Source organism: Nitrospinota bacterium, assembly GCA_009873635.1.
GTDB lineage: Bacteria > Nitrospinota > Nitrospinia > Nitrospinales > VA-1 > LS-NOB.
Window position 1 is genome coordinate 1 of record WAHY01000017.1, and the last position, 17,087, is coordinate 17,087.

A 17,087-nucleotide genomic window follows, 5' to 3' on the forward strand; every position below is an offset into this window, starting at 1 on the left:
TCACATCCAGTTCTATATCCGGGCTTCGGTGGTCTTTTTGCAGATACGCCAGAGCGATTATTTTATCAAGGGTGACGGAGCGTATTGAGCTTTTGACAGTTCCAATTTTTTTGTCTTCGAGCTTTATGGTGCCGTTAATAGAAGGTGTGACCACTCCCTCAACAGTCAGTCCCATTAACGCCATGTTTGGTGCTCCGTAGGTTTTGATTCGGGCAATGACCTCCTGTCCGATATAGCATCCTTTGTTATAACTGACCGAGGTATGCTCCAGACCGGTTTCAGGCAGGATGTTTTTTTTATCCATATCTTTGTCGAAAACGGGCACTCCAGCTTCTATGCGAAGAATTTCGCGGGCGCTCTCGTTGACTTTAACGGGAGCAGGGCTGATATTCAAAATTAGTTCTGTTAACTTGTCTTTCAATTCACCTGGAAAGCAAAGAATTTGACCTTCCTCCCCAGTCAGGCTTTTTATAATAGTGATAACCTGATGTTTTCCAAGGGTAAGCTGTGTCACTTCGTTGGGTTTGTCAGGAATAGGTTGGCCTGCAAAAATACCTTTCATAACCAGAGAGCTTTTAGGGCCTTGCAGGGTCAAAAGCCCAAAGGGTAAAGGCTCGAATACTACATCCTCTCTAAAATGGAAGCTCTCTAAATGGTTTAGTAATATTTCTTTTAGTGAGGTTTCCACCAGAATGAGAGCTTCGCTCTCCCCCACCCGGTGAATGGAGAAGTTCGCGATCAGTCTGGCCTGACGGTCTGTGATAGCACTGTTTTGGCCTTGACCTGCTTCTAATTGCAACACGTCATTAGTGGTCTGGGTTTGCAGAAAAGAAAAAGTGTCCTGCCCCTTGGCTGAAATCACACACCAATCTTCCAGTGTGAAATAACCGCATTGGTTTCTCACTTGCTCAACTTCGGTTTGAAATAAATGAGTGTGGTTCATGAGTAAAAAAAACGCATCCACTAAAAGGGATGCGTGACTTAAACCCTTCCATGAATTAAGGTGGGGTTAAGTATGAAAGAGGTGAGTTAAACAATGTCAGGTGATCGAAAAAGACTCCCCGCAACCACAGGTTGAGGTTGCGTTAGGATTGACAAAAACGAATCCTTTGCCTTGTAAACCATCCTGATAGTCCAGTTGCATGCCTTTTAAATAAATCATGCTTTTGGCATCCATAAAAACGTTAAACCCTTCATGTGGGATAATGGTATCTCCGTCTTCCTGCGGAGTAAACTGCAAGTCGTAAGACAATCCGGAACATCCTCCACCTTTCACTCCCAGGCGCAACCCGATATCAGGATTATTTTCGGCCTTAACAAGTTTAATAACCTCCTCACTCGCTTTAGGAGTGATTTTTACAAAATCAACATCGACTGCCATGAATGCCTCCGGTTTTTCTTAAATGGTTCTAATTACTTATATTAGATAGCATCTATGTGCTAAAAGATTCTATAATTATACTTAATTTTTGTGTTCTGCGTCAAATGTGGTGCGGTTTCCGGATATGTACCAAAATATCATTTAGAATCAATGGTATTTGTATATTTTGTTATGGAAGTTTTCGGGATAAATCAGGTAAAAAGCTTGAAAAGATTAAATCTTTTTGGCAAAAATAGAATCATATACCTAATAGGTTGTTTCAACCCTAAACGGAGATAAATATAAGAATGATCAGTATTCCGGATTTAATTGGTTTGGTGCAGGCTGCAATGCCTGATGCGGAAGTTAACGCTTTGGATAAAACGGGGATGAAAGATCATTTCATCATTCACGTTACCTCAAAAACTTTTGAAGGAGTAGGGATCATGGATCGCCATCGCATGGTTATGGAAGCTCTGGACCCGGCCATGAAAGATGGCAGGCTCCACGCGGCCGAAGTGAAAACCGCTACCCCTTGAGTTATTTCTAATTTCCCCTGATTGTATAAATTATTGGTTGTGACAAAAAATTTATTAGAGGAGTCTATAAATGGCTAGTATTGAAGATCAAATTAAAGAAGAAATTGCGGCAAACAAGATTCTGATATATGGAAAGGGAACTAAACAGGCACCGCAATGCGGTTTCACGGTGGAGACGATTCAGTTTTTTAATAAATATGGTTATCCTTTTGAAGTCATTAATTGCTTAGAAGACATGTCTAAGCGAGAAGCTTTGAACAAAATGACAAATTGGCCGACACTTCCCAAGGTTTTCATAGATGGCAAGTTTTATGGTGATACTGATATCCTTGATGAGATGGAAGCAAAGGGCGAGGTGGAGCCTTTGATCAAAGCCGCATTTGGTGATTAATACCCCGGGGAAGGGGATCTGGGAGTGCCCAACCGTGTAAAAGCTTTTAAGCTGGCAAATGTTGGCTGAATTTGCCGTGCTCCCTCATACAATTGTGGGCTTGCGGGAGATTTCCCCAAGCCCTGTTTTTTTTGGTCCTGTTATGCAGGTCTGTTTTGTAAATAATCAACCAAAGGATTTTTATGCCTGATGATTTAGAGGTTGGAGATCGTGCCCCAAACTTTCAATTACCAGCCTGCTATGGTTATAAAGCAGGCGCGTCCAGTCCATCTGCTGAAGAAAAGGTAATGGTCGGCCTGAAGGATTTTCAGGATAAAAAATGGGTGGTTCTGGCCTTTTACAGGCAGGACAGTAGCCCTGAAGACACACGTCTTATGGTTGGATTCAATGAATGGAACCGTAAATTCAAAACCCGTGAGGTTGAAGTCTTGGGATGTAGTTGGAATGGTGTGAACTCACATCAACAATTCATCGAGGTTTTCCAGTTTGGTTTCACCTTGTTGGCCGATGAACATAAAAAAACCACTGAACTTTATGGGGTGGTTAAAGAAGAAGATGACCTGGGGCAGATGGTGAAGTACATTGAACGTTCTACTTTTGTGATTGATAAAACTGGAATGATTCGTGCTGTCTGGCGAAACATTGAAGATCTCCGTGAACATCCCGCCGATGTTTGGGAATTCATCCAAAAAGAAAAGCGTGCCTGAATAGAGAACTTAGCCGCAATTAAAAAACCAATCACTCATTGTGGATCCTGCATAGGGTGTGGTTTATTGCGAGGAGTATTGATGCTGGTTCTTTATGATTGTTGCTCGAATAGATTGCAGAAGCTCCTCATTTTCTTTTTTATCACTGCTTGGTTCTACAAGTGGTGAAATGACTACTTTTATAGGGCCCGGCCTGATACTGGCGGTCCCTTTTTTTATGATATCTCTGCTTCCAATAATAGTGACTGGAACCATGGGGTTCCTGGACCGGCTGGCTATTAAATTACTCCCCTTTTTAAAAGGGCCAATCTCACCATCTTCAGAGCGTGTTCCTTCGGGAAAAATAATGATTGAGCATCCTTGTTTTATTTTTTCCAAAGTTTTGTTGAATGCTTCATAGGCTTTCTTTCGATCATCTCTTTCTACCGGGATGTAACCCGATGCATTCATTGCCCCGCCTAAAAATGGGATCTTAAACAGGCTGGATTTGGCGACCCATCTGATTTGCACGGGAAGATATCCTGATAATGCGAAAATATCAAAATAGCCCTGATGGTTTGAAACGAAAATTTGAGGCCGGTCATTAAGAATATTATCGAACCCGATAATTTCTACATTTACACCGTTCCATTTGCAAAGAAGTCTGCACCAGTATCTGGATATGATGTGCGAAAGGTTGCCGCTTTTGTCAAAAAAACCAAGCACTATGGCGGCAATACTTAAAGTCGGGGTTAAAAAAGAAATAAGTATCCAAAACCGCACTGTATGATAAATTGAAACGATTTTGCTCAATTTGATTCCGCCTGAAATTGGATTATAAAATATGTTGAGAAATCGGAAAAGTTTTGGTGTTCGGTTTCAGTTTTGGCTGGCTTTAATAATACTGGTTTTAAATGCTCATGATTCCTCTGCATGGGGTCCCCAAGGGCATCGGGTCATTGGTTTTATTGCCGAGGACCATTTGCAGCCGGAAGTTAAAAAAATAATACTTCAAAAGTTTAACATAAAGAGCCTTGTAGGTGTTGCAACCTGGGCGGACGTTGTAAGGAAAAAGAATAAAGAACAAAATCCCTGGCATTATACCAATATCGTAGAAGAGGAGTTGACCTATAAAGTATCAAGGGATTGCCCAAGCCTGGAATGCGTTACAGAAAAAATAAAGGAGTTTTCAGAGATTTTAGAAGATCGGTCATCTTCCTTAAAGCAAAAAAAAGCTGCGCTGAAATATCTGGTACACTTTGTAGGGGATGTGCATCAACCTCTGCATTTGGGAAATAAGAAAGACCGTGGCGGCGGGACACTTCGATTTCCATATAAGGGGAAAATCGTCAGCCTGCATTATTTATGGGATGGCGGGTTGATCGATTGGCGCAAGCCCCTTGCAAATTACGCGGAAAACTTAAACGGAAAGATCCTGGCAACTGAGATATCGACCTGGAGCCAGTCAACGGTAAATGACTGGGCAAACGAGTCCAGAAGCTTGGCATTAAATGCAGCCTATAAAGTCGAAAAGGATGGGATTACAAAGTCTTATATTAATAGAGGCCGGGAGATTATAAACCTCCGGCTGGCTCAAGCAGGAGTTCGACTTGCGAACTTGTTGAACAAAATATTAACAAACAATTAATGGGGGTAAGCCTTGCCAGAAAATAGTCCGGTTTATTTCAAGCAGTTATTGTCAGGAATTGATTTGGGAACCCAAGACCCATCAGCACGTTCAATGGCAAATTTTCTATATTTGATTGGAGACACAGAAACCCGTGAATGCGTGGTGGTTGACCCTGCATGGGATATTGACGGCCTCCTGAAAATATTAGAAGAAGATGATATGAGTCTGACAGGTGCCCTGGTAACACACTATCACCCTGACCATGTTGGAGGAGAGATTTTTGGAATCGAAATTACCGGGCTCGCTGAACTGATGGAAAAACACTCTGTACCCGTTTATGTAAACAAACATGAAGCGGACGGATTAAAGCAGGTCACAGGAATTTCCACTTCTGATATGAAACAGGTCGATGGGGAAGACAAACTTAAGATAGGTTCTATAGAGATTAGTTTTTTGCATACTCCCGGACATACGCCAGGTTCTCAGTGTTTCCGTGTTGCAGATAGCCTGATTGCTGGTGACACACTTTTCTTGCAGGGGTGTGGTCGAGTTGATTTGCCGGGTGGCAATAGTGAAGAATTATTCCATACCTTAACACGTCGTTTATCCAAGATTGAAGACCATATTATGTTATACCCTGGTCATAACTATGGTGGTAAGCCATCTGGAGAAATGGGGCATGTCCGCCAGTCAAACTCCTACCTGCAGATTCAACGCCTTGAAGATTGGTTGGCGATCATGGGCAGGTGAACCAAATTGCCTTAGCGATTTTTGGTTGTTGTTCATAAACAAAAAAAACCCCCTGAACTTGTGAACAGGGGGGTTTTTATGTGGGATATGAAAATCCCGAACTAGTTGTAATTTTGTTTTTGCAAGTGTTCTGGTAGAGTCCACTCCAGAGCATCGAGATCTGGATTATAGTGGGCTAAAGCACCACAGAAAGAGCAATACTCAATCCCAAGATCGTAGTCCAGGGTGACAGTGTTGGCCCTGTGCTCACAGAACTTCTTTTTTATTTCCGGGCTATCATCGCCTTTATCTTGAAACCATCCTTTAGAAATTGTTAAGTCATCCATTAAGCTTCTCCTTGTTCTTGGGACCTCAAAGATCACTGTCAATCTTAACCCTTATAGTGTCCCTTATGTTCTTAAACAATTCAAGCTTTAAAATTTAATCATCTAAAATTCTTCTTGACTTGACTCAGGTTTTTATTATTAAAAAAGGCAAAAAAGGTTTTTTCTGGAGGGATAGATGTTTTGTCAAGTGGTTTGTACAAATATTCGGCTTACTTCTTCTAACTGTTCTTCTGCTTGCTCGGTAATATGTTGTAGATGCAAGTCTTCGGATAGCTGGACCGCATCCCACGCACCTTTATTATTGTAATTAATGTCGTTTCCTTGGTCCGGGTCTAAAACCAGGCTGATGATGTCTGCCAAATGGACCGTGGCGGCTTCAATAGGAAAGTTCTTGGCTGAAGCAGGATAATGATGATGTACAACAGCTTCCTGTAAACTTACAGGAAGGTGCCAGGATCTTATAAGCGCGCCACCAACGCCACTATGGTCAAATCCAAAAAATTTTGCTTCAGCTTTATGCCAACGGTCCCCACTCTTTTTTGCGAAATCTAAAACAGTCCTCAGTTGATCAGGTGATTTAAGGCACATCACCAAACGGCCAATGTCATGCAAAAGGCCTGCTAAAAAAATCCTTTCACCGTCATATTCGCCTCGCGTATGATGAATGGCTCGGGCAGCTAATCCGCAGGCAACACTATGCTTCCAGAAGTAATCCATAACTATCATTTTTATGCCTTTGAATTGTTGCACGACTGTAGTGGCTAAAACCAACCGCATCAGTTGTTCGGTTCCAATAACTCCCAGTGCGTGAGTAACCGTGTCAATTTCACCACGGAACCCATAAAATGCGCTGTTGACAATTTTTAAGAGACGTAAAGTCAAGGAGGGGTCAATACTTATAATTTCTGCAATGTCATCAAAATCGCAGGAGGGATCAGCAACCACTTTCTGCAGCCGTAAAAAGTGGAGGGAAGAGAAGCAAGCGGCTCGTTCTCGTTAACGAGATCGTGAATGTCTATTAAACTCATGACGGAAATATGCAGCCTGTTAAATTATCCCTTATCGGATTATGTAAGCCTGTTTTGTTCTCCCCTATAAGTACTATGCCAAACTTTGAGAGGGTGCTAGCAGTTCTATTGTATCAGTTTTGTTAATTTTTAAAGGATTTGTACTGTATTAATGTGTATGTAATGAAAACTGTTGATATTTGGCAGGTTATTTTTATCCGTATTCGGATTAATTCATTTGTGCCGTTGCATTTATTTCTTTGACTTTTACAGAGGGGTGTTGAGTGGCTTATAATCTTGTCATGTTTTTTACCAATCCTGATAAAGTGCAAAAAGTATTTTTTTACCTCCTGTTATTTCTAGTGAGTTTCCTGGTTTTCGATTCGATAACGGTAGTTGCAACGGTTTTTTTCGCAGTTTTGGTGCTGGACTATTTCTTGTTCAAAACTCATGAAAGGGAGAGCCGTTAGTTTTTTAAAGGTTTATGTATGAAAGTTTTGGGTCAGCTCCGTAAAATGAATGTGGAAGCTCAGAATCCTATCGAGTATTTTTTAAATCTGGATAAAAATTCTTTTCCACTAAATGCTCATATTGGCGAGACGTTGAGTTTAAAGTGGGCAGGCACGATAACCTGTATTGAATGCGGGCGGAAAACCCGTAAATCCTATGATCAGGGATATTGTTTCCCCTGCTCCAGAGATCTTCCGGAAAATGCGATGTGTTCAGTTCGTCCGGAACTTTGTCAGCACGAAAAAGGAAATGAGGCTGATCGTGAGTTCTGGCGCACACATTGCAATATTGATCATTTTGTTTATCTCTCATTAACCAGTGGAGTGAAAGTAGGTATCACCCGTCACTACAATATTCCAAACCGTTGGATCGATCAGGGTGCCTTAAAAGGGTTGATCATAGCCAGGGTTCCTGAAAGAATTCTTTCAGGCCAGATAGAAGTCGCCATTGCAAAAGAATTTGCTGATAAAACCAATTGGCGAAAAATGCTTAAAGGAGAGGTGGAAGATGTAGACCTGCTCAGTTACCGTGATAAGGCGCATACGCTTTTCCCGTCAGAATTAAAAAAGTATGCGGTGGTAGACGCACAGGTTGAAGAGTTGGTTTATCCTGTCATGTCGGTTCCTGAAAAGATAGTCAGTCATAATCTCGATAAAATTCCGGAGTTCACAGACCGGTTGACAGGTATAAAAGGGCAATACTTGATCTTTGAAAACAGGGTGATCAACTTACGTAAATATGCGGGTTATCATTTGGAATTTGACGGCTAACAGCACGAGCAATTATCGTGATCTTCTTTTGCTCAATAAATAAAGAACAATAAAAAAGCCGCACCCGTATAGGATGCGGCTTTTAAAAAATTTTTTTAACGCCTGTCAGGCTGTTTGAGTGACAATTTTTCCTGTAAAAGCGGGTGCTTCTTTTTCTGAGTTTTCCGGTCTCGGTATCAACTGGGCTACTTTGATATCTTTAGCGAGGCCGACTTTTTCCAAAAAGCATATAGCCCACCAGGTCATATCTATTTCCCAAGGCCGCAAACCATGCCGGGCTGACTTTGGAAAAGCGTGGTGATTATTGTGCCAGCCTTCTCCCCAGGCTAACAGTCCTACCCACCAACAATTTGTCGCAAGATCATCTTTGAGGGGAAAGGTTACATAGCCAAAGCAATGGGCCGCGCTGTTCACCAACCACGTTGAATGGTAAACAACCACCAGCCGGACAAAGACGCCCCAGATAACCCAGGGAAGTCCGCCGATGGCAAGCAACATAAATCCGAAGGCTACTTGAACTAAAACAAAATATTTATCGAGAAATTTATAAAACGGGTCTTCACAAAAATCTTTCGTGTAGTCGCGTAGAACTTGTTCGTCATCAAACCTGGAGTGTGTATAAAACATCCAGTTAAGATGAGCCCACCAGAAACCCTTTTTGGCACTGTGGGGGTCTTCCGGTGTGTCTGATCCTGCATGATGAATGCGGTGTTGTCCAACCCATTTGATAGGACCGTTCTGGCATGCCAGAGTCCCAAATAAAACAAGCGTGTATGCCGCCCATTTGGGGAGTGAAAATCCCCGATGAGTTAGATAACGATGATAACCCAGGCAGATGCCTAGCGAAGCAGTGACCCAGTAGAGAAAAAACATTACTGCTACAGCACTCCAGGAAAATGCAAATGGGAAAAAAGCGAACAACGCCATAAAATGCACAAGGGAAAGAACGGTTGTCGCTATTGGATTGAATTTAAGCTGGTATTTCTCAGTAGACTCAATGGTCATGGAAATGCTCCCTCACGTTAGCTAAATAGGTCTCTTTCACCCTACAATCTTAACCTGAAGCTAACCAGGATATATGTAAAACTTATGTAATATCCTCCTGGAAATAAAGTAAATCGCGAGGAGCTTGGTTAGATGTATAGATCTGAGCTCTCTGGGTTGTATCCACCATCTGCTGGGGTATAATCAAGTTGTTGATGCAGGATTTTAGCTTGGTAAACGGGTAGAAATCAGGGGGTTGCCGAAAATGCAGGGTTATCGGAACTTGGGGGTGATGGTTAATGGGTAGACTGCGAAATCTGTTCCATCCTATCATGGTGTTCATCGGGGTGCAGATTGCCTGGATAGTCCTCATGGTGGTATGGATCAACTGGTACCTGGAAAATAATCTGGCTATCAAGAAGTTTGCCCAGAGAATCCGTCCCGATTTATTCACCGTTGAAATTCAGTGGTTGATTTTATTTGAGGGCTGTTTCCTCATGCTTCTGATTCTCGCCGGTGTTTACGTCATATTTGTTTATTGGAATAAACAGAACCGTTTGAACCAGATGCAAAGTAATTTTGTATCCAGTGTATCGCATGAGTTGAAATCTCCTCTCGCTTCCATTCAACTTTACCTTGAGACCTTAAAATACCAGGATGTTTCTAATGAGGAAGGAAAAGACTTTGTTGAAACTATGTTGTCGGACACTAAACGTCTTTCTGAACTGATCGAAAATATCCTGCAATCGAGCAAGGCTGGCCCTACTAGCATGGCTTTGCAGTTTCTTCCTGTGAACCTGGGAGAGTTCCTTGTAGATGTGGTCAAGGGACACAAACGCCAGTTGGAAGAAAAAAAATGTCTTGTGGATTTAAAACTGGAGGAATCTCCAACCCTCAACCTGGACCCCAAAGCCCTACGTATGGTATTTAACAACCTTATCAGCAATGCAATCAGGTATTCTCCGGTCGGGTCGCCATTGAAAATACATCTCCATAAGAGCGGGAAGTATTGGGCCGTGGACTTTGAAGACCAGGGTTTTGGTTTTGAAAAAAAGGACATGAAAAAGATTTTCAGGAAGTTTTACCGGGTTCAAAATGAGGACACTCAGAATATTGAAGGGGCGGGGCTTGGTCTCTTCATTTCAAGTGAAATTGTAAAAAACCATAAAGGCCGGCTGAAAGTTGCCAGCCCGGGCAGGGGAAAAGGTTCAACTTTTTCAATCCTGCTTCCGGTCAGTCGCGAAGTCGAAGTGACCCGCCAACATGATGAGTGATGGATAATAACGAAAAAAAAATTCTCGTTGTTGAAGACGAAGCCCACCTTGCTAAAGGATTGCAATTCAATCTGGAGCGGGAGGGGTATCAGGTTACGGTTGTCGATAACGGTCTGTCAGCGGTTGAGATTCTTGGTAACGAAGATTTTGACCTGATGATACTGGATATCATGCTCCCAAAACTGGGTGGACTGGAAGTGGCAAAGCGGATTCGTAATACTGATGTTCGTTTTCCAATTTTGATGTTATCAGCCAAGTCTACCGATGAAGACAGAGAGTTGGGTCTGGCAGCCGGGGCCGATGATTATCTGGCAAAGCCATTTCATCTGCCGGAACTCCTTTTGAGGGTCAAAGGAATCCTGCGCCGTTGGGAGTGGTACAAGGAACCCGTGCACGACCAGGAAGTTTTCCATTTTGGTGATATGTGGATAAACTTCGTAAGCGGTAAAGCCAAGGGTTGTACTGGCGAATTTTACCTGACGGCGAAAGAAGCGTTATTGATGAAACTTCTGGTATCACAAAGAGGCAATATTGTTAAACGTGAAGAGTTATTGGAAAAAGTATGGGGTTATGACCCACAAACCGAAACCCGTACTTTAGATAATTTCGTGGCGCGTTTGCGCAAGTATTTTGAGAAGAAACCGCAATCTCCCCAACATATCATCACTCACCGCGAAAAGGGCTACGAGTTTAAAGCCTGACCCTGATGGATGTTGTATATTTATTGTTATAGATGGTGGAACTGGTTTTGAAAAAGCCCGGGGTTCTCATTGACTTTTTCGCTGGAAATATCATGAATATGCGGACAGACGCCGAGGATGGGTGTGCCTGAAAGCTTTTCAATCAGGGAACCCTGCTCGGCTTCAATTGCATCCCATTCCTCTGCATCGGTTGAATTGAGAATCACACCTTTCACCTGCAATCCTTTCTCACGTGCGGCGTTGATGGTCAACAGGGTGTGGTTCAATGTTCCCAACTTCACCCTGCTGACGATAATGAGGGGAAGATCCACCTTTAAAGCCAGATCTGCCACATTATAATGACCGGTTATCGGTACTAATAAGCCACCTATCCCTTCCACAAGCATCATGGAGTGTCTGGACTGGAGTGCGCGAAAACGATCCAGAATCTTTTCCGGGTCGAGTTCTTTCCCCTCAATCCGAGCAGCCTGATAGGGTGAGGCCGCGGGTTTCAGTGTATAAGGGCAGACATCTTCCAGAGGGTCCCGGACACCCGTAACTTCCATCAAAAATCTGGCATCGGAGTTGGCAGAAGAACTGCATTCCGGGCTAACTCCGGTTTCGATGGGTTTCATCACCCCTACATCTTCTCCCCGGCTTTTGAAAAAAGCGGCAAGGCAGGCAGTGACCACTGTTTTCCCCACACCGGTATCGGTTCCTGTAATGAAGTAGCCTTTCATGTTTTTTCCCGGAGTTTATTCCAGACTTGTAAATCTGATATAATTATTAACGGCTTCCCGGTGTGGAGGCAAGTTATTAATGACTTTGTTTCGAGTTATGTGATGGGATCAAAAAAAATAGAGGTTGTTTGTCCTTGTTGCGAGACTAAACTGACAGTGGATAACAAGACCGGCGCGGTGATCTGGGAGGAAAGAAAACCCAAACCTGTGGCTTCCTTAACTGATATGGTGAAGGGACTGGAGAACAAGAAAAAGGAACAGCAGAATATGTTCCAGAAACACAGTGAAAACCAGAAAGAGCGGGGCCGTGTGCTGGATGAAATTTTCAAGGAATCACAAAAGCATGTGGATAAATCCGATGAAAAACCTCTGCGAGATTTTGACCTCGATTGACCGGCGAGTTGCTGGTGACAATAGCACTATTGAGTAAGTTACAGCTTGCCCGGTCGACGAGCATTCCAATTGCATCCCAGACTGATGATTTATAGGGTTATCCGCATTCCATCCAGGGCCAGTTCCACTCCTTCAGGCAAGTCCCGGGATACTTTTTCATGATCAAATTGATGGTTGATGTGGGTCAGTATGGTTCTTTCCGCATTGATATTTTTTGCGGCTTCGAGAGCCTGACTTAGATTGAAGTGGGTTTTGTGGGGTTTGAACCCAAGAGCATTCAGAATCAGGACCTTCAATCCATTTAATTTTTTGCCCGTTGCATCTGGAATTCCGCTGCAGTCGGTGATGTAGGCGCAATCCTGGAATCGGAATCCATTGATAATCAGTTTCCCGTGTTCTATATCCAGCGGGGTTACAGGAATATTTCCAAAGTTATAGATCTTATCTTCCAATTCTCTTGGAATCAATTGTGGAATGCCACCGCCAACTTGTTCGGCTTCGCCAAAAATATAACTGAAATTCTCTTTCAGGCGTCTAAGCGTATTTGCGTTGCCGTAGATGGGTATTTCTGTTTTATTAAAAAAATTGAAGCTGCGGAGCTCATCAATTCCGTGAGCATGATCCGCATGGTGATGGGTATAGAGGACGGTGTCTATATTTTTAATTCCGTAAAGCAGGCATTGTTGCCTGAGGTCGGTAGAAGTATCTACGAGAATAGTATGATTGTTGTTTCGGACCAGAATCGACGAACGCAAACGCTTGTTCTTTAGGTCTTCTGACAGGCAAACTTCACAGTTGCAGCACAGAGAGGGAACCCCGGTCGAGGTCCCGGTTCCTAAAAATAGTATTTCCATAAAAATTTTATAGTTAGTCACTTGGCGTGGGCCTAATGAGCAACGACTTTTTGAGCTGCGATACCCCTTTGCCTGCCAAGAAAAGCTATTTCCATTACCTGCGGAGGTACTCCGCTAAACTATTGTAAGTAGGGTGCTCCGGTGTGTCAAGGTAGAGAGGGGACCAATGGGATAAAAACTGTTTTGAATAACAAACAAAAATTGCCGATGGCAATTGAATGATTTATAAAACTTGTGATAGAGTAGCCTTTCATTAAACACTGATTCTATTTATAGGAGCTATATATGTCCGCATTAGTTGCAAAGCCTGCACCAGATTTCACCGCTCAGGCTGTGATGCCTGATGGCAGTTTTAAGGAAATCAAACTTTCTGACTATAAGGGAAAGTATGTCGTCTTATTTTTCTACCCATTGGATTTTACATTTGTCTGCCCGACTGAGATCATTGCGTTCAGTACCAGTATGGATGAGTTCAAAAAACGCAATACGGAGGTACTGGGCGTGTCTATCGACAGCCATTTTTCACATCTGGCATGGAGAAATACAGATCGAAAACAAGGCGGTCTCGGTAATATAGACTATCCCCTTGTTGCGGATGTGAATAAGAAAATCACCTATGATTACGGGGTCATGCATGACGCGGGGATTGCATTTCGCGGACTCTTCCTGATAGACAAGGAAGGTGTGGTACAACATCAGCTCATAAATAATCTGCCTCTGGGAAGAAATGTAGCAGAAGCCTTGAGAATGGTTGATGCTCTTCAGTTCCATGAAAACAATGGGGAAGTGTGCCCGGCGAACTGGAAAGAGGGTGAAGATGGTATGAAGCCTGATCCAACAGGGTCTAAAGAGTATTTCGATAAACATAATTAATCAGCACTCACGTCGGCTGATAGTGTTTCAAAATTGGGGGCGTTCCCGGCAGGTGACGCCCCTTTTTTTTACAATCCAACCCCTATTTATTCCCTATGATATTGCTGTGTAATGACGATGGATTTAATGCAGAGGGTTTGAGAACCCTGTATCGGGAGCTCAGCCAGGATGACGAAGTTATCATTGTTGCTCCCGAAACGGAACAAAGCGCCATGGGGCATGCCATTACTTTGACCCAACCTCTCAAGGTGAGGAAAGTTGAGGAGGAAGGAAAGCTCATTGGTTATGCTGTTAATGGAACCCCTGCCGACTGCGTAAAGCTGGCCATAGCTGTATTACTTGATGAACCGCCTCGAATAGTTGTTTCCGGTGTTAACCTGGGCGGCAACCTGGGTATCTGCGCGCTTTATTCAGGAACGGTTTCAGCCGCGACCGAAGCGATGGTTATGGGGGTATCAGGTATCGCGATTTCTCTGGACACGTATGAAAATCCGGATTTTAAACCTGCGGCTGAATTTGCCCGAAAGCTGGTTAAAAAAGTGTTGGAAAGAGGGTTGCCTGAAGGCGTTATTTTGAATGTCAATGTTCCTCCTGTTCCGGAAAATGAAATTGCCGGTGTGGCTGTTACACGTCAGGGAAAATCGCGGGTGGTTGAGTCGTTTGACCAACGAGTGGACCCAAGAAACAACACCTATTACTGGATGGCAGGAGAAATGAGGTTTGACGAAGTTGAAGAAGGAGCCGACTGTGTGATGGTGGGCAAAAAATATATATCGGTGACTCCAATCCACTTCGATCTCACGCACCATGATTCCATTGAAAGGATCAAAGAATGGAAACTTTGATTGGAGCATTCATCTGTTCTTATTAGAGTCTTATTTGCTAGAAATAAAAAAGGGAAGGGCAAATGCCCTTCCCTTTTAATTTTTTAACTGGTAAATCAGACAGTAGGAACTGCTTCGCGCAGGGCTTCCTTGCGACTGAGTTTCACTTTGCCCTGCTGATCCACATCAATGACTTTGACTCTGATTTCATCACCTTCCTGAATCTCATCACTGACATTTTTGATTCTGCGATCGCATACTTGTGAGATGTGTACAAGGCCGTCGGTTCCGGGAAAGATTTCCACGAAAGCTCCGAAATCTACAATTTTCTTGACCTTGCCGAGATAGATTTTGCCGATTTCAACTTCCTGAATCAGGTTTTGCACATACTCAATGGCCTTGTTCGCGGCTTCTTCATCGGATGAAGCGATTGAAACAATTCCGTCATCATTGATGTCGATCGTGACACCTGTTTTATCAATGATATCTCTGATGACTTTACCGCCAGGCCCAATGACATCGCGAATTTTATCTTTTGGAACCGTGATCTGTACGATCCTTGGTGCGTATTTGGACATTTGCTCTCTTGGAGTCTCGATAGCTTTATCCATTTCACCCAGAATATGCATACGGCCTTCCTTAGCCTGCTCCAGGGCCTTACCCATGAGTTCACGGTCGAGTCCATCAATTTTGATATCCATTTGCAGGGCTGTGATTCCATTGGTGGTGCCCGCTACTTTAAAGTCCATATCACCAAGATGGTCTTCGGAACCAAGAATGTCGGAAAGAATTGCGACCCTTTCGCCATCCTTGATCAATCCCATAGCGATTCCCGCGACAGGTGCTTTGATGGGGACACCTGCATCCATCATCGAAAGCGAACCGCCACAGACTGAAGCCATGGATGAAGAACCATTGGACTCCAGAATTTCAGAAACAATTCTGATTGTATAAGGGAACTTATCTTTACCTGGTAGTATGGGAACCAGAGACCGTTCAGCAAGCATACCGTGGCCTATTTCACGCCTTCCCGGGCCACCTATAAATTTGACCTCACCAGTACAAAATGCCGGAAAGTTGTAATGCAGTAGAAAAGATTTAGTACCTTTAAACTCCAGGCTATCGAGTCGTTGTTCATCTACGGATGTTCCCATAGTGGTGGTGACGAGAGCCTGTGTTTCACCCCTGGTAAATATAGCGGAACCGTGCACACGTGGAAGATAGCCAACCATTATGCTGATGGGCCGGACATCTTCCAGCCCTCTGCCATCTACCCGGTACTGTTTGTCGAGAACAAGGTTGCGCACAACGTCTTTTTCAAGATCGTGAAAAATATCACTGACCTCACCTGCTTTTTCTTCCTGTTCTTCAGGGGTCAATCCTTCAAGAATACCTTCTTTAATTTTCTTGATGGCATCACTACGCTCGTGTTTCCCGGCAATTTGCATGGCCTCATTCAGGCTGCTTGCCGCTTGTTCATGAATTTTGTTTTTAAGGTCTTCATCTGTTTTTGGTTCTTCTACAGCAAGTTTTTCTTTGCCCAGAAGTTCACGGAGCTTGATCTGAATTTCGATTACTTTTTTAATCCTTTCATGGCCAAACTCCAGGGCTTCCATCATGTCCTGTTCGCTAACTTCGTTGGCACCCGCTTCAACCATCACTATTCCATCAGCTGTTCCCGCCATGATCAGGTTCAGATCACTGCTTGCGGTTTCATCGTAAGTGGGATTGAAAATCAGCGTGCCATTTACCCGGGAAATACGGGCTCCAGCAACAGGCGTCTCAAAAGGAATGTCGGATATCATCAACGCAGCAGAAGCTCCGGTTATTGCATTGATATCCGGAGAGTTGACCTGGTCATGCGAGATGACAATTCCTACGACTTGGGTTTCGTTCCGGAAACCTTTGGGGAACAGAGGCCTGATAGGCCTGTCGATCAACCTGCAAATCAGGGTTTCAAGGTCTCCCGGTCGAGCTTCCCGCTTGAAGAAACTGCCAGGAATTTTACCGGCAGCATAAGTTTTTTCTCTGTAATCAACAGTCAGGGGAAAAAAATCTATTCCCTCCCTGGCTTCTTTTGCCATGGTTGCGGTTACCAACACCATGGTATCGCCCTGCCGGACAACGACTGCGCCTCCAGCTTGCCTGGCAAGATCGCCGGCTTCAAGTGAAATCACTTTTCCATCTATATCTATTTCTACTTTTTCCATTAATTAATCTCCAATATATTTTTGTCCTGAGAACTCAGGGAAGGTTGGGCGCTATTATCTGCGTATGCCAAGCTTTGAAATGATACTCTGGTATCGGCTAATATCTTCTTTTCTAAGGTGATCCAGAAGTTTTCGTCTCTGGCTCACCAGCTTGAGTAATCCGCGCCGGGAATGGTGGTCTTTGGAGTGCGTCTTGAAGTGTTCGGTTAAATAGGTGACGCGTTTAGTCAGCAGCGCAATCTGCACTTCTGAAGACCCCGTGTCTTTTTCATGAAGCTTGTAATCT

General features: G+C 43.6%; 22 protein-coding genes. 12 read left to right on the top strand and 10 right to left on the bottom strand.

Translation table 11 applies throughout. The features are described 5' to 3' along the window. The coding region (locus F3741_09850; GenBank protein MZG31086.1) for an aminomethyltransferase at positions 1–943 on the bottom strand (943 nt) is incomplete at its 3' end. Positions 944–1,039: 96 nt separating this feature from the next. Continuing rightward, complete coding sequence (locus F3741_09855; GenBank protein ID MZG31087.1) at positions 1,040–1,381, bottom strand: iron-sulfur cluster assembly accessory protein; 342 nt, start codon at positions 1,379–1,381, stop codon at positions 1,040–1,042. Between the two features lie 287 nt (positions 1,382–1,668). On the opposite strand from F3741_09855, the gene F3741_09860 reads away from it, so the two are divergent. From F3741_09860 to F3741_09870, 3 genes are all read left to right on the top strand, one after another. Continuing rightward, a complete protein-coding gene (locus tag F3741_09860; protein ID MZG31088.1) occupies positions 1,669–1,899 on the top strand; it encodes a BolA family transcriptional regulator in 231 nt (76 codons plus the stop codon). 70 nt (positions 1,900–1,969) lie between these two features. Further along, positions 1,970–2,290 (top strand): glutaredoxin, encoded by a 321-nt coding sequence (locus F3741_09865; protein ID MZG31089.1) that lies wholly within the window; start codon positions 1,970–1,972, stop codon positions 2,288–2,290. A 182-nt stretch (positions 2,291–2,472) separates the two neighbouring features. Beyond that, positions 2,473–2,997, top strand: coding sequence for a redoxin domain-containing protein (locus F3741_09870; protein ID MZG31090.1), 525 nt, complete (start codon positions 2,473–2,475; stop codon positions 2,995–2,997). 63 nt (positions 2,998–3,060) lie between these two features. Here F3741_09870 and F3741_09875 read toward each other — a convergent pair whose 3' ends face one another. Next, positions 3,061–3,789 (bottom strand): 1-acyl-sn-glycerol-3-phosphate acyltransferase, encoded by a 729-nt coding sequence (locus tag F3741_09875; GenBank protein ID MZG31091.1) that lies wholly within the window; start codon positions 3,787–3,789, stop codon positions 3,061–3,063. Positions 3,790–3,820: 31 nt separating this feature from the next. Here F3741_09875 and F3741_09880 point away from each other — a divergent pair, with 31 nt between their 5' ends. Beyond that, positions 3,821–4,624, top strand: coding sequence for a S1/P1 nuclease (locus F3741_09880; protein MZG31092.1), 804 nt, complete (start codon positions 3,821–3,823; stop codon positions 4,622–4,624). 12 nt (positions 4,625–4,636) lie between these two features. Next, the gene (locus F3741_09885) at positions 4,637–5,356 is read left to right on the top strand and encodes an MBL fold metallo-hydrolase (GenBank protein MZG31093.1); all 720 of its coding nucleotides are present in this window, start codon (positions 4,637–4,639) and stop codon (positions 5,354–5,356) included. 101 nt (positions 5,357–5,457) lie between these two features. Here the strand turns inward: F3741_09885 and F3741_09890 are convergent, their stop codons facing one another. Next, the gene (locus F3741_09890) at positions 5,458–5,682 is read right to left on the bottom strand and encodes a hypothetical protein (protein ID MZG31094.1); all 225 of its coding nucleotides are present in this window, start codon (positions 5,680–5,682) and stop codon (positions 5,458–5,460) included. 183 nt (positions 5,683–5,865) lie between these two features. Continuing rightward, positions 5,866–6,636, bottom strand: a complete 771-nt coding sequence (locus tag F3741_09895) for an HDOD domain-containing protein (GenBank protein ID MZG31095.1) — start codon at positions 6,634–6,636, stop codon at positions 5,866–5,868. Positions 6,637–6,973: 337 nt separating this feature from the next. On the opposite strand from F3741_09895, the gene F3741_09900 reads away from it, so the two are divergent. After that, entirely contained in the window at positions 6,974–7,159 is a 186-nt protein-coding gene (locus F3741_09900; protein MZG31096.1) for a hypothetical protein, read from the top strand. A gap of 18 nt (positions 7,160–7,177) precedes the next feature. Next, positions 7,178–7,969 (top strand): DUF2797 domain-containing protein, encoded by a 792-nt coding sequence (locus tag F3741_09905; protein MZG31097.1) that lies wholly within the window; start codon positions 7,178–7,180, stop codon positions 7,967–7,969. A 105-nt stretch (positions 7,970–8,074) separates the two neighbouring features. On the opposite strand, the gene F3741_09910 is transcribed toward F3741_09905, so the two are convergent. Continuing rightward, positions 8,075–8,974, bottom strand: coding sequence for an acyl-CoA desaturase (locus F3741_09910; GenBank protein MZG31098.1), 900 nt, complete (start codon positions 8,972–8,974; stop codon positions 8,075–8,077). Between the two features lie 278 nt (positions 8,975–9,252). Between F3741_09910 and F3741_09915 the strand changes: the two genes are divergently transcribed. Together F3741_09915 and F3741_09920 are read left to right on the top strand one after the other, a co-directional pair. After that, positions 9,253–10,227 (top strand): HAMP domain-containing histidine kinase, encoded by a 975-nt coding sequence (locus F3741_09915; GenBank protein MZG31099.1) that lies wholly within the window; start codon positions 9,253–9,255, stop codon positions 10,225–10,227. After that, entirely contained in the window at positions 10,227–10,928 is a 702-nt protein-coding gene (locus tag F3741_09920) for a response regulator transcription factor (GenBank protein ID MZG31100.1), read from the top strand. Before F3741_09915 ends, F3741_09920 begins: the two co-directional genes overlap by 1 nt. Positions 10,929–10,954: 26 nt before the next feature. Here the strand turns inward: F3741_09920 and bioD are convergent, their stop codons facing one another. Then, positions 10,955–11,647, bottom strand: a complete 693-nt coding sequence (bioD, locus tag F3741_09925; protein MZG31101.1) for a dethiobiotin synthase — start codon at positions 11,645–11,647, stop codon at positions 10,955–10,957. Between the two features lie 102 nt (positions 11,648–11,749). On the opposite strand from bioD, the gene F3741_09930 reads away from it, so the two are divergent. Beyond that, entirely contained in the window at positions 11,750–12,040 is a 291-nt protein-coding gene (locus F3741_09930) for a 2-nitropropane dioxygenase (GenBank protein MZG31102.1), read from the top strand. Between the two features lie 89 nt (positions 12,041–12,129). Here F3741_09930 and F3741_09935 read toward each other — a convergent pair whose 3' ends face one another. Continuing rightward, positions 12,130–12,795, bottom strand: a complete 666-nt coding sequence (locus F3741_09935) for an MBL fold metallo-hydrolase (GenBank protein ID MZG31103.1) — start codon at positions 12,793–12,795, stop codon at positions 12,130–12,132. A 384-nt stretch (positions 12,796–13,179) separates the two neighbouring features. Between F3741_09935 and F3741_09940 the strand changes: the two genes are divergently transcribed. Beyond that, the gene (locus F3741_09940) at positions 13,180–13,767 is read left to right on the top strand and encodes a peroxiredoxin (protein ID MZG31104.1); all 588 of its coding nucleotides are present in this window, start codon (positions 13,180–13,182) and stop codon (positions 13,765–13,767) included. A 95-nt stretch (positions 13,768–13,862) separates the two neighbouring features. Continuing rightward, complete coding sequence (gene surE, locus F3741_09945; GenBank protein ID MZG31105.1) at positions 13,863–14,612, top strand: 5'/3'-nucleotidase SurE; 750 nt, start codon at positions 13,863–13,865, stop codon at positions 14,610–14,612. Between the two features lie 95 nt (positions 14,613–14,707). On the opposite strand, the gene pnp is transcribed toward surE, so the two are convergent. Together pnp and rpsO are read right to left on the bottom strand one after the other, a co-directional pair. Then, complete coding sequence (pnp, locus tag F3741_09950; GenBank protein ID MZG31106.1) at positions 14,708–16,801, bottom strand: polyribonucleotide nucleotidyltransferase; 2,094 nt, start codon at positions 16,799–16,801, stop codon at positions 14,708–14,710. A gap of 54 nt (positions 16,802–16,855) precedes the next feature. Then, a partial coding sequence (gene rpsO / locus F3741_09955) for a 30S ribosomal protein S15 (GenBank protein ID MZG31107.1) occupies positions 16,856–17,087 on the bottom strand: 232 nt, incomplete at its 5' end.